Origin of the sequence: Methylosinus sp. C49 (assembly GCF_009936375.1) — a bacterium.
GTDB lineage: Bacteria > Pseudomonadota > Alphaproteobacteria > Rhizobiales > Beijerinckiaceae > Methylosinus.
In genome coordinates this window covers 2,173,375-2,195,000 of the sequence record NZ_AP022332.1, presented here as the reverse complement: position 1 = coordinate 2,195,000, position 21,626 = coordinate 2,173,375, and the positions used below count along the sequence as shown (strand labels likewise).

Annotated in this window: 20 protein-coding genes and 1 tRNA gene (1 of these 21 running past the window's edge); 8 read left to right on the top strand and 13 right to left on the bottom strand. The window is 64.1% G+C overall.

The window, feature by feature from the left end; all coding sequences use genetic code 11:
* A protein-coding gene (locus tag GYH34_RS10530; RefSeq protein ID WP_161913534.1) for a M23 family metallopeptidase crosses the window boundary here: on the top strand, nucleotides 1-668 show its end. 1,366 nt of this gene lie to the left of the window's left edge; only the last 668 of its 2,034 coding nucleotides appear in the window; its start codon lies off the left edge, out of view; the stop codon is at nucleotides 666-668.
* A 12-nt stretch (nucleotides 669-680) separates the two neighbouring features.
* Here GYH34_RS10530 and GYH34_RS10525 read toward each other — a convergent pair whose 3' ends face one another.
* Both GYH34_RS10525 and GYH34_RS10520 read right to left on the bottom strand, forming a co-directional pair.
* The gene (locus tag GYH34_RS10525; protein ID WP_161913533.1) at nucleotides 681-1,235 is read right to left on the bottom strand and encodes a hypothetical protein; all 555 of its coding nucleotides are present in this window, start codon (nucleotides 1,233-1,235) and stop codon (nucleotides 681-683) included.
* A 59-nt stretch (nucleotides 1,236-1,294) separates the two neighbouring features.
* A complete protein-coding gene (locus GYH34_RS10520) occupies nucleotides 1,295-1,540 on the bottom strand; it encodes a hypothetical protein (protein WP_161913532.1) in 246 nt (81 codons plus the stop codon).
* 142 nt (nucleotides 1,541-1,682) lie between these two features.
* Here GYH34_RS10520 and GYH34_RS10515 point away from each other — a divergent pair, with 142 nt between their 5' ends.
* Nucleotides 1,683-2,714, top strand: a complete 1,032-nt coding sequence (locus GYH34_RS10515) for an AI-2E family transporter (protein WP_161913531.1) — start codon at nucleotides 1,683-1,685, stop codon at nucleotides 2,712-2,714.
* A 9-nt stretch (nucleotides 2,715-2,723) separates the two neighbouring features.
* Here GYH34_RS10515 and gluQRS read toward each other — a convergent pair whose 3' ends face one another.
* The 8 genes from gluQRS to amoC form a co-directional block, all read right to left on the bottom strand.
* A complete protein-coding gene (gluQRS, locus tag GYH34_RS10510; RefSeq protein WP_161913530.1) occupies nucleotides 2,724-3,539 on the bottom strand; it encodes a tRNA glutamyl-Q(34) synthetase GluQRS in 816 nt (271 codons plus the stop codon).
* A gap of 14 nt (nucleotides 3,540-3,553) precedes the next feature.
* The gene (gene cmk, locus GYH34_RS10505; protein ID WP_161913529.1) at nucleotides 3,554-4,210 is read right to left on the bottom strand and encodes a (d)CMP kinase; all 657 of its coding nucleotides are present in this window, start codon (nucleotides 4,208-4,210) and stop codon (nucleotides 3,554-3,556) included.
* Nucleotides 4,203-5,585 (bottom strand): 3-phosphoshikimate 1-carboxyvinyltransferase, encoded by a 1,383-nt coding sequence (gene aroA / locus GYH34_RS10500; protein WP_161913528.1) that lies wholly within the window; start codon nucleotides 5,583-5,585, stop codon nucleotides 4,203-4,205. Before aroA ends, cmk begins: the two co-directional genes overlap by 8 nt.
* A 905-nt stretch (nucleotides 5,586-6,490) precedes the next feature.
* Entirely contained in the window at nucleotides 6,491-7,213 is a 723-nt protein-coding gene (locus tag GYH34_RS10495; RefSeq protein WP_161913527.1) for a hypothetical protein, read from the bottom strand.
* A gap of 1,012 nt (nucleotides 7,214-8,225) precedes the next feature.
* A complete protein-coding gene (locus GYH34_RS10490) occupies nucleotides 8,226-8,693 on the bottom strand; it encodes a hypothetical protein (RefSeq protein ID WP_244635042.1) in 468 nt (155 codons plus the stop codon).
* 181 nt (nucleotides 8,694-8,874) lie between these two features.
* Nucleotides 8,875-10,161, bottom strand: coding sequence for a bacterial ammonia monooxygenase, subunit AmoB (gene amoB, locus GYH34_RS10485; protein ID WP_174242446.1), 1,287 nt, complete (start codon nucleotides 10,159-10,161; stop codon nucleotides 8,875-8,877).
* 129 nt (nucleotides 10,162-10,290) lie between these two features.
* Nucleotides 10,291-11,061, bottom strand: a complete 771-nt coding sequence (gene amoA / locus GYH34_RS10480; RefSeq protein ID WP_024879511.1) for a bacterial ammonia monooxygenase, subunit AmoA — start codon at nucleotides 11,059-11,061, stop codon at nucleotides 10,291-10,293.
* Between the two features lie 139 nt (nucleotides 11,062-11,200).
* Nucleotides 11,201-11,977 (bottom strand): bacterial ammonia monooxygenase, subunit AmoC, encoded by a 777-nt coding sequence (amoC, locus tag GYH34_RS10475; protein ID WP_161913526.1) that lies wholly within the window; start codon nucleotides 11,975-11,977, stop codon nucleotides 11,201-11,203.
* 739 nt (nucleotides 11,978-12,716) lie between these two features.
* Between amoC and GYH34_RS10470 the strand changes: the two genes are divergently transcribed.
* From GYH34_RS10470 to GYH34_RS10460, 3 genes are all read left to right on the top strand, one after another.
* Complete coding sequence (locus GYH34_RS10470; RefSeq protein ID WP_161913525.1) at nucleotides 12,717-14,054, top strand: hypothetical protein; 1,338 nt, start codon at nucleotides 12,717-12,719, stop codon at nucleotides 14,052-14,054.
* 431 nt (nucleotides 14,055-14,485) lie between these two features.
* A complete protein-coding gene (locus GYH34_RS10465) occupies nucleotides 14,486-15,004 on the top strand; it encodes a transposase (protein ID WP_161913524.1) in 519 nt (172 codons plus the stop codon).
* A gap of 22 nt (nucleotides 15,005-15,026) precedes the next feature.
* Nucleotides 15,027-16,049, top strand: coding sequence for a Mu transposase C-terminal domain-containing protein (locus GYH34_RS10460; protein WP_161913523.1), 1,023 nt, complete (start codon nucleotides 15,027-15,029; stop codon nucleotides 16,047-16,049).
* Between the two features lie 48 nt (nucleotides 16,050-16,097).
* Here the strand turns inward: GYH34_RS10460 and pgi are convergent, their stop codons facing one another.
* Nucleotides 16,098-17,738 carry a glucose-6-phosphate isomerase gene (gene pgi / locus GYH34_RS10455; RefSeq protein WP_161913522.1) on the bottom strand — a complete coding sequence of 547 codons (1,641 nt, stop codon included), beginning with the start codon at nucleotides 17,736-17,738 and terminating at the stop codon, nucleotides 16,098-16,100.
* Between the two features lie 235 nt (nucleotides 17,739-17,973).
* Here pgi and GYH34_RS10450 point away from each other — a divergent pair, with 235 nt between their 5' ends.
* Nucleotides 17,974-19,011: a hypothetical protein gene (locus GYH34_RS10450; RefSeq protein ID WP_174242394.1), complete on the top strand. Its 1,038-nt coding sequence runs from the start codon at nucleotides 17,974-17,976 to the stop codon at nucleotides 19,009-19,011.
* Between the two features lie 3 nt (nucleotides 19,012-19,014).
* Here GYH34_RS10450 and GYH34_RS10445 read toward each other — a convergent pair whose 3' ends face one another.
* Entirely contained in the window at nucleotides 19,015-19,995 is a 981-nt protein-coding gene (locus tag GYH34_RS10445) for an L-threonylcarbamoyladenylate synthase (protein ID WP_161913521.1), read from the bottom strand.
* Entirely contained in the window at nucleotides 19,992-20,738 is a 747-nt protein-coding gene (locus GYH34_RS10440) for a peptidase (RefSeq protein ID WP_161913520.1), read from the bottom strand. The genes GYH34_RS10445 and GYH34_RS10440 overlap by 4 nt, the downstream gene beginning before the upstream one ends.
* A 183-nt stretch (nucleotides 20,739-20,921) precedes the next feature.
* Between GYH34_RS10440 and GYH34_RS10435 the strand changes: the two genes are divergently transcribed.
* Nucleotides 20,922-20,997, top strand: a tRNA-Ile gene (locus GYH34_RS10435).
* An 89-nt stretch (nucleotides 20,998-21,086) separates the two neighbouring features.
* A complete protein-coding gene (locus tag GYH34_RS10430) occupies nucleotides 21,087-21,530 on the top strand; it encodes a DUF6538 domain-containing protein (protein WP_161913519.1) in 444 nt (147 codons plus the stop codon).
* Nucleotides 21,531-21,626: the final 96 nt, after the last annotated feature.

Sequence of the window (21,626 nt, the reverse complement as noted above, 5' to 3'; positions counted from 1 at the left end):
TTCTCTATGACGAGAACGAGGAAGGCTCGGGACGCGAGGCGCTGCTCTACGCCTCCATCACCACGCGCAACGAGACCTTGCGCTATTACCGCTATCAGACGGCCGACGACGGCCTCGTCGATTATTATGACGAGAGCGGCCGCTCGAGCCGCAAATTCCTCGTGCGCAAGCCGATCGCCGCGGGCGAGACGCGCTCAGGCTTCGGCATGCGCCGCCATCCGATCCTCGGCTATTACAAGATGCACACGGGCGTCGATTGGGCGGCGCCCATCGGCACGCCCATTCTGGCCGCCGGCAATGGCGTGGTGGTGGAGGCCGGCTGGCACAGCGGCTATGGCCGCCGCGTGGAGATCCAGCACGCCAATGGCTATTCGACCGCCTATAATCACATGTCCGGCTTCGCGCGCGGCATTCGCGAGGGACTGCGCATAAAGCAGGGCCAGATCGTCGGATTTTTGGGCTCGTCCGGCCTCTCGACCGGCCCGCATCTCCATTACGAGGTCATGGTCAACGGCCATTTCGTCGACCCGATGCGCGTCAAGCTGGCGCGCACGCGCGAGTTCGACGGCAAGCTGCTCGCCGACTTCAAGCGCGAGCGCGACCGCATCGATCAGCTGATGGCCAAGGCGCCGAACAATCCCCATGTCGCCACGCGGCAAGGGCGTTAAAGCCCCGAGGTCTCACGCCGAAGCCTCGCCGCCGCGTCGCCAAAAGGCGGCGGCGAGCGCGCCGAGCACGATGACCCCCAGGATCAAGAACAGCGCCGACTGCTTGAACCAGGCGATGGCCGGCACGGCGACCGCCATGGCGAGGCCGAGCACGGCTATGTCGAAGGACACCTGAATTCCGGCGACGAATGTGCCGAGCGCCAGCAGCAGCAGCAGAGCGAGCCCGGTCGCCGGCGCATTGAGGAAGCTGTTCACGCTCGGCCAGAGCACGATATTCATGGCGACGAGAAACGCCGCCCAATGCAGCGCCTGCGTGCGCGCGAGAACAAAACGCGCCTGGCGATCCGGCGTCTGGCGCCAGCCTATGGCGACGCAGGCGACGCCGATGGCGACGCCGAGAAACTCCCAATAGCCATAGAGCGGCTGCTGGGCGAGGCTCGTATAGGCGACGCCGAATATGGCGAGGCCGAGCACGATGAGATAGGGAGCCTTGCGTTTCAGCCAGGCGCCGGCCCGCGCCGCGACGGCCTGCTCTCCGAATTCCGGCGCGACGCTATAGTCGTTCATCTTTATCCCCTGCCCTTGAAGGCATGGCCGCCGAAGGCGGACATGCGCGCTCGAATGGGTCAACGCACGGGAACGCGGACGCGCCGACGGAAGAGGCTGCGATGCGTCACCGGACCGCGCACATGGCTGCGCGGACGCTGCACGCGCGGCGCATGGGACGGGCGCACGAACTGCCGCTCCTGCGCCTTTGCTTCGGACGGCCCGACGACGGCGGCGAGCGGCGCGGCGACCAGCGCCGCCAGAAGGCCTGCGGCGAAAGCGCGGCGGGAGAAATTTTCGTTCTTGCTTTCCTCTGTGGTCGACATCCCATCTCTCCAATTCGTCCGAAAACGCTCGCAGGGAATTAGCGCTCGGCGCGCTTTCGACAATCGCGAGGCGTTTCCCCGAGACGGCGGCGCTCTACCTTTTCTCGCGAGCGCATCGCTCGAGCGAAAAAGCGGGGCGAACATGGGAGAGCGAGCGGCCGACACGGCGGCGGTCGTCGTCATCGCATTCGTGATGCTGGCGGCCTTCTCGATCGGCCAATCCGTGCTGGAGCCGGTCGTCTTCGCGCTCTTCATCATCGCGCTCATCTGGCCGTTGCAGCAATGGCTGCAGACGATGACGCCGCGGCCGGTGGCGCTCACCTTCAGCATTCTCATCGCGCTCGGCGTCATGATCGCACTGTCCTCGCTGATCGTCTGGAGCGGCGGCGAGATCGTCGACTGGTTCATCCGCAATATCGAGCGCGTGAAAGCGTCCTTCGAGAATGCGACGAAATGGCTGGAGGCGCATGATATTTTCGTCGCCTCGCTGATGACCGAGCATTTCAACGCCGCCTGGGTGCTGGCGCTGCTGCGGGCGGCGGCGACGCGCGTCAACATATTCGTCGGCTTCGCGCTGGTGGTGCTGATCTATGTGATCATGGGCCTCGCCGAGGCCGGCGGCTTCGAAAAGAAGCTCGCCGCCTCCCGCAGCGAGGCGACCGCGCGCTCGCTGCTGCAGGCGGGCGCGCGCATCGCCACAAAGCTGCGCCGCTACATGCTGGTGCGCACGGTCGCGAGCCTCGCCACTGGCGCGGTCGTCTACCTCTTCGCTCTGGCGATCGGCCTCGATCTCGCGGCGGCCTGGGGCGTGCTGACCTTCGCCTTGAATTATCTGCCCTATATCGGCCCGGCCGTGGCGACGCTGCTGCCCGCGCTCTTCGCCTATGCGCAATTCGATTCCGGCCAGATGGCGCTTCTCGTGCTCGGCGTGCTGGCGTTTGTTCAGCTCGTCATCGGCAGCGGGCTGGAGCCGGCCTTCTCCGGCTCGGCGCTGGCCATGTCGCCGACGGTCGTCGTCTTCTCCGTCCTGCTATGGACCTTTCTCTGGGGCCTGCCTGGCGCCTTCATCGGCGTGCCGATCGCCATCGCCTTTCTGACGCTCTGCGATCAATTCCCGTCGAGCCGCTGGGTCGCGGCGCTGCTCTCCGACAAAGGGCCGCGCGACGAGGGCTGAGCCTCCGCCTCACGGCAGCCCGACCATCGCCCGCACATCGGCCGGCGTCGCGCCCTCGGCCCGCAATTCCCGCAGCGGCTTGGAGAGCCGGCTCTTGGCGAGCTTGCGGCCGTCCTCGTCCAGCACCAGCGCGTGATGGCGGTAGGCCGGCGCCGGCAGGCCGAGCAATTCCTGCAGCAGCCGATGGATGCGGGTCGCCTCATAGAGGTCCCTGCCCCGCACCACATCGGTCACGCCCTGCAAGGCGTCGTCGACGGCGACGGCGATGTGATAGCTCGTTCCAATGTCCTTGCGCGCCAGCACGATGTCGCCCCACTCCTGCGGCGCGGCGACGATCTCCTTCCCATGCTCGCGCCACGAGACCTCGCCGCCGACCAGCTCCGCCGCTCTCGCCATATCGAGCCGCAGATTGGCGCCGGCGCGCGCGAGCCTCTTGCCGCGGCAGGTTCCGGGATAGAACGGCGCGCCGTCGAGATCGCGCGCGCCGCTCGCGCCGGCGATATCGGCGCGCGAGCACACGCAAGGGTAGAGCAGGCCGAGCGCGTCGAGCTTTGCGAGCGCCGCGGCGTAATCGTCCAAATGCTCGGATTGGCGGCGGACCGGCTGCTCCCAGGACAGGCCGAGCCAGGCGAAATCCTCATAGATCGCGGCCTCGAATTCCGGCCGCGCCCGCCCCTGGTCGATATCCTCCAAGCGCAAGAGAAATCGGCCGCCCTCGTGCTGCGCGAGATCGAAATCGAGCAGCGCCGAATAGGCGTGGCCGAGATGGAGATAGCCATTGGGCGACGGCGCGAAGCGAAAGACTTTTCTCGAATCCTCGCTCATTCGCGCCGCCTCGCTCAGCCGACCTTTCCGGCGAGCTCGGCCTTCTCCAGCACAATATCCCGCGCGGCGGCGAAGGCCGCCTCTATGTCGAGATCGGTGGTGTCGAGCCGCGTGGCGTCATCGGCGATTTTCAGCGGCGCCGAGCTGCGGCCGCTGTCACGCTCGTCGCGCCGGCGTATATCCTCGAGAATATGCGCATAATCGACGCGCTCGCCGCGCGAGGCCAGCTCCAGCGCGCGACGCTGCGCGCGCTTCTCGGCGCTGGCGGTGACGAAAATCTTCACCGCGGCGTCGGGGCAGATCACCGTGCCTATGTCGCGCCCGTCCAGCACCGCGCCCTCCGAGCGCGAGGCGAAGCTGCGCTGCGCCTCGATGAGCGCCGCGCGGACTTGCGGAATGGCGGCGACGACGGAGGACGCCTCCCCCAATTCGCGCGAGCGCAGCCGCGCCTCGTCGAAATCGCAGAGCGCGAGGCCGCGCGCCGCCTCCACAGCGGCGCGAATATCGTCGAGCGCGCGTCCATCGTCGAGCAGCGCGCAGGCGGTGGCGCGATAGAGCAGGCCGGTGTCGAGATGCGGCAGGCCGAAATGCGCCGCGAGCCGGCGCGCCAGCGTGCCCTTCCCCGAGGCCGCCGGCCCGTCTATGGCGATGACAAGTCCCCGTTCAGGCAAAGCGAGCCCCCAGCCCTTCCATCAGGGCGCGAAAATTCGGAAAGCTCGTGGCGATCATGCGATCGTCGTCCACCACCGCAGGCGCGTCGGCGCCGAGCCCCATGACGAGAAAGCTCATCGCGATGCGATGGTCGAGATGCGTCTCGACATTTCCCCCGCCTTTCACGCGGCCCGCCCCGCCGCGCACGATGAGATCGTCGCCGGTGATCTCGCAATCGACGCCATTGGCCTTCAGCCCCGCGGCGATCGCCTCGAGACGATCGGACTCCTTCACCCGCAGCTCGGAGAGCCCGCGCATGCGCGTCTCGCCCTCGGCGAAAGCGGCGGCCACGGCGAGGATCGGATATTCGTCGATCATCGACGGCGCGCGCGCCGCCGGCACATCCACGCCGGTGAGGCGCGAGGCGGCGACGCGAATATCGGCGACCTCCTCGCCGCCCTCCTCTCGGACGTTTTCGAGCGCGATTTTTCCGCCCATCTCGGCGAGCGTGGTGAGGAGCCCGCAGCGCAGCGGATTGGTCATCACCCCTTCGACGACGATCTCCGAGCCCTCGGCGATCAGCGCCGCGACAATGGGGAAGGCCGCGGAGGACGGATCGGCCGGCACGCGCACTAGGCTCGGCCGCAGCTCGGGCCTTCCCTCCAGCGTCACCTTGCGCCCATGCTCGCCATAAGGCTCGCTGACGACGCGGGCGCCGAAATGGATGAGCATTTTTTCCGTATGGTCGCGCGAGGCCTCGCTCTCTATGACCACAGTGCGGCCCGGCGAATTGAGCCCGGCCAGCAGCACGGCGGATTTGATCTGCGCCGAGGCGACCGGGGTCTTGTATTCGATCGGCAGAGGCTCGGCGGTTCCCTGCAGAAGAATGGGGCAGCGCCCGCCCTCCGCCTGCTCCAGCACGCGGGCGCCCTGCAGGACCAGCGGATCGAGAATGCGGCGCATGGGCCGCTTGCGCAGCGAGGCGTCGCCATCGAAGCGCGCTTTGATCGGATGGCCGACGACGACGCCCATCATCAGCCGCGAGCCAGTGCCGGCATTGCCGAAATCCAGCGTCTCGCGCGGCTCCAGCAGCGAGCCGAGGCCCGGCCCGCGCACGCTCCAACTGCCCGGCCCGAGCCGCTCGATGCGCGCGCCGAGCTTGCGGCAGGCCTCGCCGGTGCGCAGGACGTCATCGCCCTCGAGCAGCCCCTCGACGCGCGTCTCGCCCACAGCCAGCGTCCCGAGGATCAGCGAGCGATGCGAGACGGATTTATCGCCGGGCGGGCGGCAGCGTCCCGAGAGCCCGCTCGCGCGCAGGGCGCTGAGCGGCGAGGGGGAATGTTCGGCGTCGGTGTGCAATCTGGCTCGATCTCCGGCCGCGGCGCCGTTTCCCATGGCCCGCGCGGCATCGGCATATACAACGCGCGCCGCCGCGTCACAAATGCCGCGGGCGGGCGATAGCGCGGGAGGTCGCGAGCCGCCGGCTTAGGGTTCCGAATTCGGGCTGAGGGGCAGACGTCGTTCCAGCGTCATGGCCGGGCGTGAGGACGAGTAAGGCGCGCCGCGAGGACAATCAGCGCGGAGAGTGTCCCCCGCGCCTTTGCGGCGGGGGACGCGCCCTGCTCGGCCTTTCAGCTTAGTTTTTCTTTTGATTGTCGGTGGTTCGCCCATGAATGAGATAGGCTATAGCCCCGATAACACCTGCGGCCCCGGCAAGAACAGGCCCGAGAGCCTGCAAAAGCGAGGTTATGTCTTCGGCGGTTGACACAGAACCCTCCTTTCAGCAAAAATTTGCCGGTGAAGGGCTGTGCTTTTAGAGGGACAAATTATTGTTGATCGTCGTTAACGGGGTGTCAACAACTACCTTTTCCCGATGGTAAAGTTCTCGAGCCATGATGAGGGCGTCTTCAGCGCGAGACCCCCTGACGACGTTCGACGCAGGAGTGCAACGATTTCCGTTCGTTCGAAAGCCCACCAAGAAGCGGGCCTTCCGAGTTCCATGTGTGCATTTAAACGCTACGCCGTTTGCAGAACCGAGCTTAAGAACGGCGTGGGTTTCGGCTTCTCGCGTTCGATGCGGAGCCCGCATGAAAGAATCCCGTCGCCTTGGCCGATCAAAAGCGTTGGCCGATCGTGCGACGGGGACCGTGGAGCGAACCGAGAGTTTTCCATCATGAAACTCTTTCGTTGACGCGGACTTTCCCGCGCCTGCCGTTGTCCCACGCCCACCAAGACCCGCAACTTCCGCCCAATTTGCCATAATTAAGCCTCCGCATCACGGTTCGTCTTTAGCTAAAGATTTACTGACCATACCGACGGCTGTCAGAACGCAAAATACGCGCGATAACAAATTTCGTCGCCTGCTCGTCACAAAATATGCCGCCGCTAATCCAAACACTAGAATATACGAACTTAAATATACTAATGTTTTCAGAAGTTTTTTCAATGAACCTGGAGACTAAATTTTCTTCCGCGCTATCGGCTGATTTCGAAGATCCAGACCAAATACCTGCGGAGTTGAGTGCAATCGTTAGATTGCGATACTGCCTGACAGATCCAAACGGCGCACCATCAGCCGACAGCCGGACAGGCTTCGAATCATGATCTTGCTCAAATACTATTATATTTTTGCCGAGCACATTCAGAAGCTTGACTTTTTTAATTCTGCTATATTCGATAAAATCACTAGTGTATTTCGTCACCATATGATTTCCGCCTAATATCTTACAATAGCAAACGCATATTCCGCGCTGAATACCGACATATACAGTTCTTCTGCCAAGAATCCGAACGCTAAGCGCGTATACGACAAAAAATCCCACAACAACAACCGCACTCGGCCCGACCGGAGGCACTCTACCGCTCATCAAATCTTGGATGTTTAAAAAGCCTATAAAACAAACTGGAATGATAGCAAGCGAAATTATTCTATTTAACGCCAGAAGTTCCGCGCTTGCCCGTACCGCCCAAATAGCATCGAACTCTGAGCCAGTTTTCGATTCAATACTATTCATCTGATTCACCTGAATCTCCGCAGCATTGAATCAGGGGCTCCCAAATTGGTTGAAGCATCGCCTTCAGGTGCGCAGGAAACTCATCAAGCTTCGTTTCTTCTTCGAGGCAAGCCTTGAGGAGCTTTTTGTCGACCGCCTTATTTTAAATAAGGGCTTTCATCAGAGCGCAAACGGGGACTGTCGCCGCAATGGCGGCTCCCGTGACGAGGCCGATGATTTGCTGGTCGGAGAGGTTCTTCGTATGATCCGTCATCTATTCCTCGGATTTCGCCGTTTGTCCAGAAAATAGACTTTGAAAAGCCTCCATCAGGCCTGTTTCAAGCTGAAAAGTTATAGCCTTCAACATGCGTCGTCAAGCGCGCAACCGAGTGGAGGCCATTATGCAGATGTTCTGCGAAATGCACAAATCAAGACTTTTGCACGGTCGCCGCACACCCAAATTTTCAATGGGTTGGATCATGCAAAAGATACGCGCAAAAGTCGAGCGTCGCTTCGGTCCAAAGTCGCCCAGCTTCCGCGAATACTCACTATAACTCATAACCAAAACCCCGCCCCCCCGAACAGCGTCCCTTGACACATACTGAAAATATTCCTATATCCCTCCCACCTCCGCCCATGAAGGGCGCGTTTCTCGGGTCAGGGAGCGCGGGCGGGGGGCGGCTCCATCCGGGATGGCGACCCCCGTCCATGGACAGGCAGCGCGTCGCCGGACGGCGTTCTTCTCCCGTCCATAGGGAGAAAAAAGAACCGCTCCGTGATCCAAGGCCGTCGGACTCGATCGCGTCTTGATCGAGAAATCCCAGGATTCGCGGGTTCGACCAAGCCTCCGGATGTCGACGAGAACGACAACCGCTTTCGGGACGCTCTGGACCCGGATGATTTCCTCGCGCACCGGCCGAAGGGGCCGGAGCGTCCCGAACCGCCCTTCCCTCCCCGCCGCCGCGAGGCGCCGGGGCGCGCCCGCGCGGGCTGAATTTGTTCCTAGCAGCATGCGTCCGCGTCCGAAAGCCGAGGGCGCGCGTCAGAGCGTGGCCTTCGACGCATCTGCGGCCTCGCCCGGCGCGCCTTCCGTCAGACGGTCGCGCCAGCGCGCCGCGAAAGCGTTGAAAGACGCGGAATCGGCGAAGATCACATCGACATGCCACTCCACTGTCTCGACGCCCTCCTCCCACAGCCGGCTCTCCTGGCGCCAATGAAAGGACGGCCAAGCCGGGTTGCGAAAGGCGGGGCTCGCCGGATAATCCGGCGGATGCAGCGAGGGACGGCCGAGCAGATCGATCAGCCATTGCATGATCTGCGGCAGGAAGGTGCAGCCGAAAGAGACGCCATGGCGATGAACGCGATGCACATCGCGCAAAATGCTCTGCTGGATCAAGGCCAGAGCCGGCGGCTGATCGGCCGCGCGAAATTCCCGCAGCACGAGCAGCCGAAAGCCGCGCTCCAACATTTGCGCCGGAACGGCGCGGACGTCCCCGGCCTGCTCGTGCATGGCGATCCCGCAAAACGCTCGCTGTCCCGGCGGAGGCCGGGATGCGCTCTCCGCACGCAAGCGCTATGCCCGCCCCCGCCGCGCCCAAAAAAAAAGCCGCCCGGACGAACCGGGCGGGGGAGGAAGTTTCACACCAACACGCGGAGAAGAGTGAAGAGAACCGCGTGAAGCTCGTTACGGCTCAGAGCGTGGCTCCGGCCGCGAAGCGCGGGATCACCGGGCCGCCGATCTCGACGCCGACGCGATTGCCCGACGGGCTGAAGAAGAACAGCAGGCCGCCGAACTGGCTGTCGGTGTCATAGGCGAGGTCCGACAGGCGCTCTATGTCGAAGCGGGCGTCCTGAACGATGACCGTCACATCGCGCGTCTCGCCGGGGGCGATGGGCGTCTCGTCGCTGACCGCGAGGCCGCGATCGGCGAGCAGATATTCGGGGAATTGCGGCTTCACCGTGAACACTGCGGGGTTGAGGAAGCGCAGGCCCGCGGTGGTGAACTCGCCGATCTTCACCGGCTCGGTTCCGCTATTGGTGATGCGCAGCTTCACCGACAGCTCGCGGCCCGGCACCGTATAGGAGCCGCCCTTGAACTGCGCCGTGACAGTGGCCGGCGGCAGAGCGATCGGATCGATGCCCTTGAGCAGGCCCGCCTGCATCGGCAGAGTGCGCGGGAAGGCGCTATTGGCCCAGGCGTAGCCGAACAGGACCGCCATCAAGGTGGCCGCCAGCCACAGGCCGCCGATGCGCTTCTCGCGGGTGGTGATGAGGTCATTGGCCTTGCCGGCCTTCACCCACCAATAGCGCACGATGAGGCCCTTGGTCATGAACCAGTAGAGGATCCAGACCGCCGCCGCCGCCATCCAGGCGAAGTGGTAGATGTAGGTCCAGGTGATGCCATAGGTCTCGAGATCGATGGTCGAGCCGTCGAGCAAAGTCACCGGATTGGTGAAATTCGCCATGTCGCCCTTGATGGTGATCCACTCGCCGGGGCCGACGATGGGACCGCCGCCTTCGACGTTCATCTGCACATGGACGTGGAAGCGCCCCTGCCGGCGGGCTTTGAGCACGAGCTTATACTCATAGTCCTTGCCGACCTGCAGCGAGAAGGAGCGCGGCGCCGGCACGTCGCCGACATAGGCGCCCTTGCGGATGAGCACCGGGCCGGGCTCGCCGACGTTCAGAAAGGCCACGTCCGGCTTGGCGACCGCCTGCGGCCAGCCGGAGAAGACGTGAACCTTGCCGGAGAGCACCATCTCTTCGTTGACATTGACCTCGGTCTTCGACCATTTCACATCGTACCAATTGAGCGTGCGCATGCGCAGAAAGGCCTGCTGCGAGCGTTCGCCATGCGCCGACGCGGGCGTCGCCGCCGGCAGAGTGGTGGCGGCGATCGCCGCGGCGAGGCCGAAGGCCAAGGCGCGCAGCGCCCCCGGCCTCACGCATCCCGCCAGTGTCGCGAGGAGCTTGTTCATCATTTCGATCGGTCTCCCTTATCCTTGTTTCTCGGCCGCGCCGTCATTCGCGACGGGCCTCTTGGATTTCTCGCCAAATCTGGGCGAAGCGGGCCGCTGGTCCGCCTCGCGCTCGCGAATATTTGCGGATCAAATGTCGTCGACCTCGATGTATTTGGTGTTGGTGAACCAAGTGCCGATCTTCCACCACAGGAAGTAGATCAGCATGGAAATGAAGGAGGAGAAGAAGGCCGCGACCGGAACGACGTCCTTGCCGAAGGTGCGCAGCGTGCCGCGCTCGACCATGCGGATATATTCGGGCGTGCCCGTGCGGACATAGTTGAAGCCGATGAGATCGGCGAGCGTCAGCAGCACGCCGTCGATCTCGGCGGACTGGTGATATTGCGCCAGCACCGGCCAGTTGATCGGATAGAACAAGAGGCCCCAGCCCATGGAGCCGACCAGCGCCGTCACCAGCCAGCTGCCCGACATCATCAGCACCACATCGAGCCAGAAGCCCATGGGGATGAGCGCCGAGGGGAAGACCAGATTGATCGGGAAGAAGGTCCAGCCCCAGAAGTTGTCGTAGCGATTGATCCATTCGCCGGTGAGCAGCGCGAGGCACGCGACCGTCGCGCCGATCGGCAGACGGAATTTCTGCCATAGGAAGGATTGCACCGCGGCGGCGAAGCACATTGCGACGATGGGCGCCACCGTCGGCCACATGCGGCGGTCCTTGAAGTCGATCCAGAAGTCCCAGTCGCCGGCCAGCAGCATATAGTGGATGTGGAAGGATCCGAGCACCACGGCGAATAGGACGACGAGGAGAATCCAGTCGGTCAGCATCACGCAGCCGAGAAACTCCTCCTTCGATTTCCATGCCTTGCCGGCTGGAGCGCCGGCCTCTGTGGAAATGGACATTTCGTTCTTGCTCCTTGAGATTGTCGCCTCCCCGGCGCATCTGCGCCGGATATTTCTTTTGCTTGCTCCGCCTCCGCCGCGACCGCGCGCGAGGCGCGGCCGCTTTTGGGAGGAGGAGAATGCGCGAGAGCGCGAAGGATCAGAGAGAGAGCGCGTCCTGCTCATATTCCTTGGAGAGCTCGATCACGCGATCGAGCACCTGGCAGGCGGTGCCGAAGACGGCGAGCGCGAACCAGCCGAAGAACACGAAGCCCCAATGCAGCGGCGCCGTGAACAGCTCTTCCATGAACCAGAAGGTGTGACCCCACTCGTTGAGGCCGATGTTCGGGAAGATCATGAACGGACCGGCGAAGAACAGCAGGAAAGGCAGCGAGATCTTCTTCGCGAATTGCGGAATGCGCGTGCGCGCATACATGAAGGCGCCCCAGCCGGCGATGATGTAGATCGGATAGCTGAGGTAGAACTCCAGAATATGGCTCGGCGTGAAGTCGGTGTCGCGAATGACCGTCTGATGCCAGGTGCCGTCCTGCTCGGTGAAGTAGGAAGCGCCCCAATAGACGGTGAATGCATAGATCGCGAGCCAGCCGATCAGCGTCAGCAGACGGCGCATCTCCTCGCGCGGCGTGACAGCGTCGATGTTGCGGTCGCGCGTTTTCCAGAGATAGCCGCCGATGCCGCAGAAGGCGATGAATTCGAGCGGCAGCTCCGTCCACATGAGGTTCAGCCAATAGGTCTGAAACTCGGGCGCGAAAGAATCGAGACCCGCCTTCCAGCCGAAATACTGCTCATAGATGCGGATCGTCACATAGAACACGAAGAGACAGATCATCGTCCAATAGGCAGGCCAGTAATTGACGATGGTGTCGCTCTCCGCGGCTCGGACGGATCCGGCCGCTTTCTCCGTTGTCAAACTCATTGTCGGGTTCCTCCTCTTCAAGAAGTCATCGGCTCGAAAACGGTCTCCCGCCGTTCCGAATGACGTTTCGTCTCCCCGTGCGGGCGCGGCCGCGACTGCATTCCCAGCGGCGTCGCGCCTCTTTGCAGCAGAGCCCGAAAGCTCTTTGCATGTCGGAACCTACCATGCCGCTCTCAGCGCTTGTCAATTGATCATAAAGAATACATATGCGGCATTATGCTGCATATACTGCAGTTAATACTCATATAGCACGATATGCTGATATTTTTATATTATAAAAAGTGAGACATAGGCAGATAATGTTGATTTTTACGCTGCACTTTTGACTGATACAAATTACAAAATATGAGATTATCCCGTATTATTAAGCACTGCGACATTGTGCCGCCTATATATGCTTATTGTGAGTCCTCGCATCTTGCCGCAAAAACAAGGCGTGCGCCGCCTCAGAGAGCGGCGTGGACCAATTTTCAAAAAACGGGAGGAGAAGCTCGAATGCTGCACAAGGTCGAAGAACTCAAATGGGTCGTGCTGTGGATCCTCGTCACGGTCTTCGTATTCGCGATCTTCATTCCGACGGTGAACAGAGCGCTCAATCTCTGATCCTGCGCGCAACGCGCTCCCCGCATGCAAAGGTCGGCGCAGGCAGGGAAAATCCGCCTGCGCCGAAACGGCGGGAGGTTTTCGCGCCGAGCGAATTGGTCTATATCCGCCGCGGCTCGAAACCATGGGCGGCGGGATGGATCAGATTTTGACGACGACGACGATTCTCTATGACGACGATGAGATACGCGTCATCTGGGCTCCCGCCGATTCGAAAATCGTCTTGATCACCTTCGGCGATGCGATCACGCCGGCCCAGGACCATCGTTTTTTCGCCGATACGCCTTTGCGGAAATCGGGGATTTCGGCGATCGGCGTGATGGCCAAGCGCGCCAATTGGTATCCGTCCGAAAATCTCCGCAGAGCGTCGCAGATCATTTTGGAGACGATCGCGGACTATGAGACGCGCGTCGCCTATGGCGGCTCCATGGGCGGCTATGGCGCGGTGAAATTCTCGCGTCTTCTCGCCGTGACGCATGTCATCGCAATGTGCCCGCAATGGTCGATCGATCGCGAGGAATGCGACGGCAGAGATCCCGGTTGGCAGCAGGATTTCCTTCCCGCCATGCGCGGCATGTCGATCCGCTCCGCGGACGTCGCCGGCGATGTGTTCATATTCGCCGACTCCTACAACGCCATCGATGATTTTCATTGCCGCAAGATCGTGGAGAACTATCCCGACACGCATTTCATCAAGGTGCCGAGGGTCGATCATCATGTGACCACGGTTTTCGCCGGCGCCGCCAATCTGCGCGCGCTCATCGACGGCGCGCTGACGCGCGACATGGCGGAGCTGCGCAGAATCGCGCGTCAGATTCGCAAGAGCCATTGGCGCTGGCGGAGCCGCATTCTGCAATTTGCGATGCGCCGCTTCCCGCGCCTCGCCGCCGCCTATCTCGCGGGCTCCGACAATCGCGATCTGCTGCGCGAGAATTGGCGTTATTTCCCGCAGCTCATCAGCCATATCGCCGAGACGGACGGCGCCCCGCGCGCCATCGCCTTCTTTGAAGAATTCGCGTCGCTGATCCCCGCCCCTGCGGAGCAGCTGCTGATCGGCGCCTATCTCGCCGGCGTGACCGGCGCGCGCATCGCCATAGCGACGAGCCATGGCTCGGCGCTGGTCTATGACGTCTCCGAGAACAGAGCGATTCACAAGGCCGGGCCGCTCGCGCCATGGGAGTTTCTGGTCGAGGCCGAATATCACGGCGCGGAGGTCGCGCTGCTCGCGACCATCGGCGGAACGAGATTCCCGCTTTCCGTGACGGAGAATGGATCGCTCGTCTTTGCGAGCAAAGGGCTGCGAGAGAGCGTGAGCTTCGAGCTCATTCACAATGAGAGTGACGAATTCGCCATTCGCCACAGAGCCAAATATCTATCCGCAATTCCGACTGGCGCGGTCGTCTGCGACCGCGACGGACCCTATCGATGGGAGATGTTCCGCTTCCGGGCCTTCGGCGCAGCGCGCGCTCCGTAAAAGCGATTCGATCGAAAGCGCCGCAGGCGGACGGCGGGCTCCGCCATGGCCTTGGCCACGCGCCTCATCGACTACGTACGGATACGCATTCCACTGAATCGGCGAGAGTCTACGCTGCGACATTATGTAGCAAGACTAGTTCTATTCGATTTTCCGCCGCCATTCTTGCTATTTTGAACTATTCCAATTCCGTGAAACATCAACGAAACACATGGTTTACTAGGGCTTTCTCGCCCGCGCCTTCGCGCGGAGGACCGGCATTGCTCGCGCGAGCCCCGCCGAGAAACTCCACAGGCGCGGGGGACTGTTCAAAATCGAACATTGTCTTCGGTTTTGAAATCATGAGAAAAAAGCCACCTTGCAGCGCCGTGCGGCGATAGGATCGGCGCGCGCGCTGCGAGTGGTTCAGTCTGCACGAGGAACGCCTGGAAATGAGCGGAAATGTTCTCGATCCCGACCATCCCCGCCTGGCCACGGCGCCCGAACGCAAGCTCGAGACGTCGATTGGACGCGAGAGACGCAGCCGGCGCCCGGATGAGAATCGTCATCGCGAGGAGGTCATTCGCGAGGTTCTCACGCGTGAGGGCGAGCGCCTGTCGCAGGAGGTCATTCGCAAGCTGACCAGCGATCTCGGCGTTTCCCGCGCCACCGCCTATCGCATGATCAAGACCTTCCGCAGTTGCGGCGCCGTCACCGCGCCGATGACGCGTCCGGTCGGGCGCCCCAAAGGCGCGCGCGTGCTCGATTCGGCGCGCGAGACTCTCATTCGCGACACGATCGAGAGCTTCTACCTGCAGCCGTCGCGGCCCAAGTTCAGCCAGCTGGTGCGCGAGATCGCCAAGCGCTGCCTGAAGGAGCGGCTGCCGGCGCCCAATTGGCGCACGATCAAGGCCCGCGTGCACGATATCGACATTCAGACGCGGGCGCGGCGGCGTAGCGAGACCGAGTAGAACGAAAGCGGCGGCGAGCAAGGTGCGGAAGAGATCAGAGGCCACGCGGCCGCTGGAGGCCGTGCAGATCGATCACGCGAAAGTCGACGTGATGATCGTCGACGAAGACTCCGGCCGCGAGCTCGGCCGGCCCTGGATCACGCTCGGCGTCGACGCGCTCACGCGGATGACGACCGGGTTTCATCTCGCGCTGACGCCGCCGACGCGGCTGTCGGCGAGCCTCGCCATCCTCCACTCCGTCTGCGACAAGACGCGCTGGCTGAAGGAACGCGGCGTCGATTTCGATTGGCCCGTCGCCGGACTGCCCGAGGCGATCCATGTCGACTCCAACAGCTTCTTCGGCCGCCGCGCCTTCGTGCGCGCCTGTCGCGAGATCGGCGTAGAGACGGTCTGGAGCGAGCCGGCGAGCGCGCGCTATGGCGCGCACATACAGGAGCTGATGGGCGGCCGCTTGGGCTGCGTTCCGCTCCTCACCGAGGTCGGCCCCATGGAGCGCGGCGAGCGCGACCCGTATGTCGGGCCGCATGCGCAACGTCTCACGCTGCGCGAGCTCGACAGCTGGATCGGCGCGGAGATCGCCGGCGTCTATCATTGCCGCAAGCATCGCGATCTCGGCTGCGCGCCGCTGACGCTATGGCGCAAGCATATGCGCGACGATCTGCTGCGCCTGCCGCTCGATTGCGTGAGCTTCCGCCTGTCGCTGCTGCCCGACGACGAAGGCGTGCTGGACGAGGACGGACTGCGCCTGCACGGCCGCCTCTATTGGTCGCGCGCGATCGCCGATGATTTCGCCGCCGGACGCAAGCGCCTCGAGGCGCGCTACGATCCAAACGATCTCTCGCGCATTTTCGTGCGTCGTCCGTCCGGCCGATTCGTGAAAGCGCGCGCGCTGGCGATCACGACGGCGATCGAGGCGCCGCCGCCGGATGTCGAATTGTCCGAAGACGCGATCGGCGCATCCATCGTGACCAGCGCCACCGCCATCTCCTGCGCGCGCAAATGCGCGCACGCCTGCCCGTTCCAGCCGGTCGATCGCCGCGCCTAGCGAGGGCCACGCGCCGCGGCGCCCGTGGCGCGAGCGGCGAACGGAAAGTCAGGCTTCCCGCCGCCGCCAGCGGATGAGCCCCGCCGTCGAGCCGTCGAGCCCCGCGAGCGGCGCATCCTTGTCCTCCACGATCGGCGCCAGACGATTGGCCAGCTCCTTGCCGAGCTCGACGCCCCATTGATCGAAGGGGTTGATGTCCCAAATCACCGATTGCACGAAAACCTTGTGCTCATAGAGAGCGACGAGGCGCCCCAGCGTGCGCGGATCGAGCCGACGATAGAGCAGCACGCTGCTCGGCCGATCGCCGGTGAAGACCTTGTGCGGCGCCAGCGCCTCTACGCGCGCGGCGTCGAGCCCTGTGGCGGCGAGCTGCGCCTTCGCCTCGGCGAGCGTGCGCCCGCGCATGAAGGCCTCGCTCTGCGCGAGGCAATTGGAAAAGAGCAGCGCGTGATGATGCACGTCGGCGTCGATGGGCTCGGCGGCGATGAGGAAATCGATCGGCGTGACGTCGGTTCCCTGATGCAACAGCTGGAAGAAAGCATGCTGACCATTAGTCCCCGGCTCGCCGAAGACGATCGGCCCGGTCGCGAATTCCGCGACGCCGCCGTCACGCGTCACCGATTTGCCGTTCGACTCCATGTCGAGCTGCTGCAGATAGGCGGGAAAGCGCGCGAGACGTTGGTCATAGGGAATGATCGCCTGCGCCGCCCTGCCCTCGACGTCGCGATGAAACACGCCGATCAGCCCCATCAGCGTCGGAATATTGCGCTCCGGCGGCGCGCAGCGAAAATGCTCGTCCATGTCGAAGCCGCCGCGCAGAAATTCGGTGAAATTCTCCGGGCCGATGGCGATGACGAGCGAGAGGCCGATGGCCGACCAGATGGAATAGCGGCCGCCGACCCAATCCCAAAAGCCGAAGACGCGGGAAGGATCGACGCCGAATTGGGCGACCTTGTCGAGCCGCGTCGACACGGCGGCGAAATGCGCGGCCACCGCCGCCTCTCCGAGGCGCCCCACGATGAAAGCGCGCGCCAGCGTGGCGTTGGCCATGGTCTCCTGCGTGGTGAATGTCTTGGAGGAGACGATGAACAATGTGCGCGCCGGATCGAGACTGGCGAGCGTGTCCGCCATATCGGCGCCGTCGACATTGGAGACGAAATGCGGGCGCGGGCCGTCTTTGCCGAAGGGCGCGAGCGCGCGCGCCGCCATCGCCGGGCCGAGATCAGAGCCGCCTATGCCGATATTGACGATATCGCTGAACGGCGCGCCGCCGGCGCCGCGCAACTCGCCCGAACGCAGCGCGCGCGCAAAGGCGTAGACTTTCTCGCGCTCTGCCTCGACCGCGCCGCGCACATTCTCGCCGCCGACGATGAGCGGGCGATCCGAGAGATCGCGCAACGCCCAATGGGCGCTCGCGCGGCCCTCGGTGAGATTGACGGGCTCGCCGGAAAACAGCGCCGCGCGCGCGCCGTCGAGATCGGCGGCGCGGGCGAGATCGACGAGCAGACGCAAGGTCTCGTCGTCGATTCGATGTTTCGAGAAGTCGAACAGAAAATCGTCGAGCGCCACCGAGAATCTCAAAAAGCGATCGGCGTCGCCGGCGAATAGATCGAGCGTGCGAGCGGCGCGCAAGATCGGCGCACGCTCCTGCAGCGCCGCCATTGCTTCGAGAACGCGCGGACGGGACATTGGGTTTCCTCCCCGGAACAACAGCGACGCTCGCGGCGCGCCGCTTCGTTATTTTTGTCTCGGCGTTCCGCCGGAAAGCGCGCCATTGCAACGCAACATGCACTCGACGCCCGCCATGGCGCGAATCACTTCGCCGCCCGATCTCGGCAGCCATATACGCCGGTTGCTTTCTGACTGTATTATGACACTTACATGTGTGATTTATATCGTTCAGATGACAAGTGGAGGAGCGTCGGTGCGGCAAATTCCTTTCCTGGACGTGAGAGACGGCGGGCCGATCGCCCATGCGACGGCGCGGATCGCGGCGGCCGAGGCGCTGCGCGACGCCTGTCTCGCGCCCATGCCGCGCTGGGGTCACGTCTGCCTCGCGCCGCTCGATCGGCTGGCGCGATCCTGGCTGCAGAAATCCGCCTCCCGCTATTTCGAGGATTTGGAGCGCATCGCGGAAATATTGGGATTTCACGGCGCGGCGACGCTCAACATGTCCTATCTCTTCGCCTGCACCACCCAGGCCTTTGTCGCGCACAGCGGCGCGCCGACGATTCGGCGCTCGCTCGACTGGCCGTTTCGCGGCCTCGGCCGCGGCGTCGAGATCGCCTGGGCCGCCGGTCCGGCGGGCGGCTTCTACAATGTGACCTGGCCGGGGGCGATCGGCGTGCTGACGGCCATGGCGCCCGGCCGCTTCTCCGCCGTGATCAATCAGGCGCCGATGCGCCGCCGCATCGATGGCGTCGTCGCCTTTCCATATGATTTCGTGCTCAATCTCGCCAATGCGCTGAAATATGAGACCGGCTGGCCGCCGGACCATCTCCTGCGCTACGCTTTCGAGACTTGCGCGACATTCGAGGAGGCCGTCGCTCTGCTCGCGCGCGAGCCGCTGGCGCGGCCGGTTCTGTTCACGCTGACGGGAACCGCGTCGCATGAGATCGCGCTGATCGAGCGGACCGAGCGCGAGGCCAATGTGCTGCGCGGCCCGGTCATCGTCGCCAATGATTGGCAGCACCCGCGTCCCGGCTGGCGCGGCCGCATGGGGCCGGAGAATAACGAAGCCCGCCGCGCGCTGATGCGCGAGACATCCGCCGACGCGGCGCCCTTCGCCTGGGCCGTTCCGCCCGTGCTCAATCACACGACGCGCCTCGTCGTCGAGATGACATCGACCCACGCGGATGGCCTCGCCGCACGCGGCTATGAATGCGCGCCCTGGCGCAGCCTGCCGGAGCCGGCGACGATGGATTTCCGCCTCGGCGACGGCGCAGCCGCCCTTGCCGCATGATTGTTATTTCGCCGCCGCCGCACGCCGCAGCCGATCATTGATCGCCTCGCCGAGCCCATGGGCCGGAATCGGCGCGACGGCGATCGCCTTCGCGCCGCTGGCGTCCAGCTCGCGCAAATAGAGGAAGAGATTGGCCGCCGCCTCCTCGAGATCGGCGGAGGGCGATAAATCCAGCAGGAGCCCCGCCCCTCCGCGCTCGGCGAGACGGCCGCCGAAATCGAGCCCGGCCTCGCCTGCGAACAGTTCTGCTGCCTCGAGCCGCAGCCGCGCCGACGGCGCATAATGGGAGGCGGTCATCCCTGGCGCGACGATCGCCGCCCCTCCGCCCTCGCCCTCCAGCGGCGCGCCCAAAATCTCCTCCAGCGCCTCTCGCGCCAAGGCGCCCGGCCGCAGCAGCCGCGGCCGCGCGCCGAGAAAGGCGACGATCGTCGATTCGACGCCCTTGTCCGCCCGCCCGCCATCGATGACGAGATCGACTCTCGGCCCGAGATCCTCCAGCACATGCGCCGCCGTCACCGGGCTGACATGGCCGGAGCGATTGGCGGAAGGCGCCGCGATCGGCCGCCCCGCCGCCAAAATCAGCGCCCGCGCGACCGGCGCCGAGGGCGCCCTGAGCGCCACGCTCCCGAGCCCGGCGCGCGCCAGCTCGCAAACCGAGCCGCCCGCCGCCCGCGGCGCCACCAGCGTCAGCGGCCCTGGCCAAAAAGCCTCGGCGAGCCGCAGCGCGGCCGGCGGCAGCTCCGCCTCCCGCAGCGCCGACCCGATATCCGCGACATGCGCGATGAGCGGATTGAAGCTCGGCCGACCCTTGGCGGCGTAGATTTTCGCCACCGCCGCGGCGGAGGTCGCATCCGCCCCGAGCCCATAGACGGTCTCAGTGGGAAAAGCGACGAGCCCGCCCTCGCGCAAAATGCGCGCGCCACGTTCGACCGCTTCCTCCCCGGCCGGCGCGCGCCGCGCCGCGCCGCCCTCGCTCGGCGTCATCGCGCCCCGCCATAGGGCGGCGTGGGAATGGCGATATGGGCGGCGCGAAGCGCCCGCGACCAGCTCTCGCGCAAATCGCGGAAATAAGGATCGGAGCCGTCTATGCGCGTCGAGACGTCGGTGTGCAGCGCATCACGGCGCAGCAGAGCGATATCGACGGGCAGGCCGACGGAGAGATTGGAGCGAATCGTCGAATCCATGGAGATGAGCCCGATCTTGAGCGCGTCGAGCACATCGGTGTCGAAGGACACCGCGCGGTCGAGGATGGGCTTGCCATATTTGTGCTCGCCGATCTGCAAATAGGGCGTGTCCTGCGTGCATTCGATGAAATTGCCGGCCGTATAGACCATGAACAGCCGCAACTGGCCGTTGCCGATCTGCCCGCCGAACAGCAGCGAGACATCGAAGCTGACGCCAGAATCCTCCGCCCCCTCCCCGGCTATCGCGTGCGAACGCCGAACGGCGCGGCCGACGAGTTGCGCGGCCTGCAGCATGCCGCGCGCATCGACGAGACGCTCGATCTCATGAGTCTCGGGATTTTCCAGCCCTTCCGAGAGCAGAGCGACGGCGCCCTGGGTGACGGAGAGATTGCCGGCGGTGGCGAGCATCATGACGCGCTCGCCCGGCTGCTCGAAGACATGGAGCTTGCGAAATGTGGAGATATTGTCGAGCCCCGCATTGGTGCGGGTGTCGGCGATCATGACGAGGCCGCCGCGCACGAGAATGCCACAACAATAGGTCATCGCCGCTCCGATAGCTCTGGCCCGGCTCCGACGCCTGGCGCGTCCGGAGGGCGGGCGGCGCAACTTAGCGCATCGCAAGGGATTTGGTCGCGCGAAAATCAGCCGGCGCCCAATTTTCGATCGGACGTTGCGGCGCGGCGCGAATCCGCTATAGGAACACTATTCCCGGCCGAAACGGCGGCTGGGCCGGTAGCTCAATGGTTAGAGCCGGCCGCTCATAACGGTCTGGTTGCAGGTTCGAGTCCTGCCCGGCCCACCAGGGAGGCCCATGGCGCCTAGTAAGTCACTGAAAATAAAACGCTTGATGCCGTCGCCCAGCTCTTGCGCCTGCAAGAACTGCATAACATAATGCAGCACATGGACGACGAAATGCCCTTTGCGTCCCATATCGTGAAACGCGGCCGCATGTACCAATACGTGCGTCGTGTCCCGGAGGATATTGCCGACCGCTTCCCCTACTCACGCATCCAGCGCTCCCTCCGGACGCCGGAAAAAGCCCGCGCCTTTGAGGCCGCCGCGAGGGTGCACGCCGAGGTCGAGCGGCAGTTCGCCCACGCCCGCCGCAACAAGGGCGCGACCCTCGATCTCACGCCCGTCGACGATTGGGAGTGGCCCGATTGGCGCCTCCTCGCCGACTGGTTCAAGGCGGTCCTCATCGAGGACGATTGGCAGGCTCGCTCGAGGCAGCTTCCGGCGCCGCCTTCGACACGGGTGTCACGCGCAGCCTCTTTTGGCGCGACAGCACGGTGGCGCAAGCCCACCTCGATCTGCGGGCGACTCTTCGCGAGATGACGATCAGCCGTTATGCGGAAGAGCGCATCGGCTACGTCCAGAGCATCGTCCGCCGCCTGGGCGTCCCCGTGTCGAAATCCTCCCCCTATTTCGAGC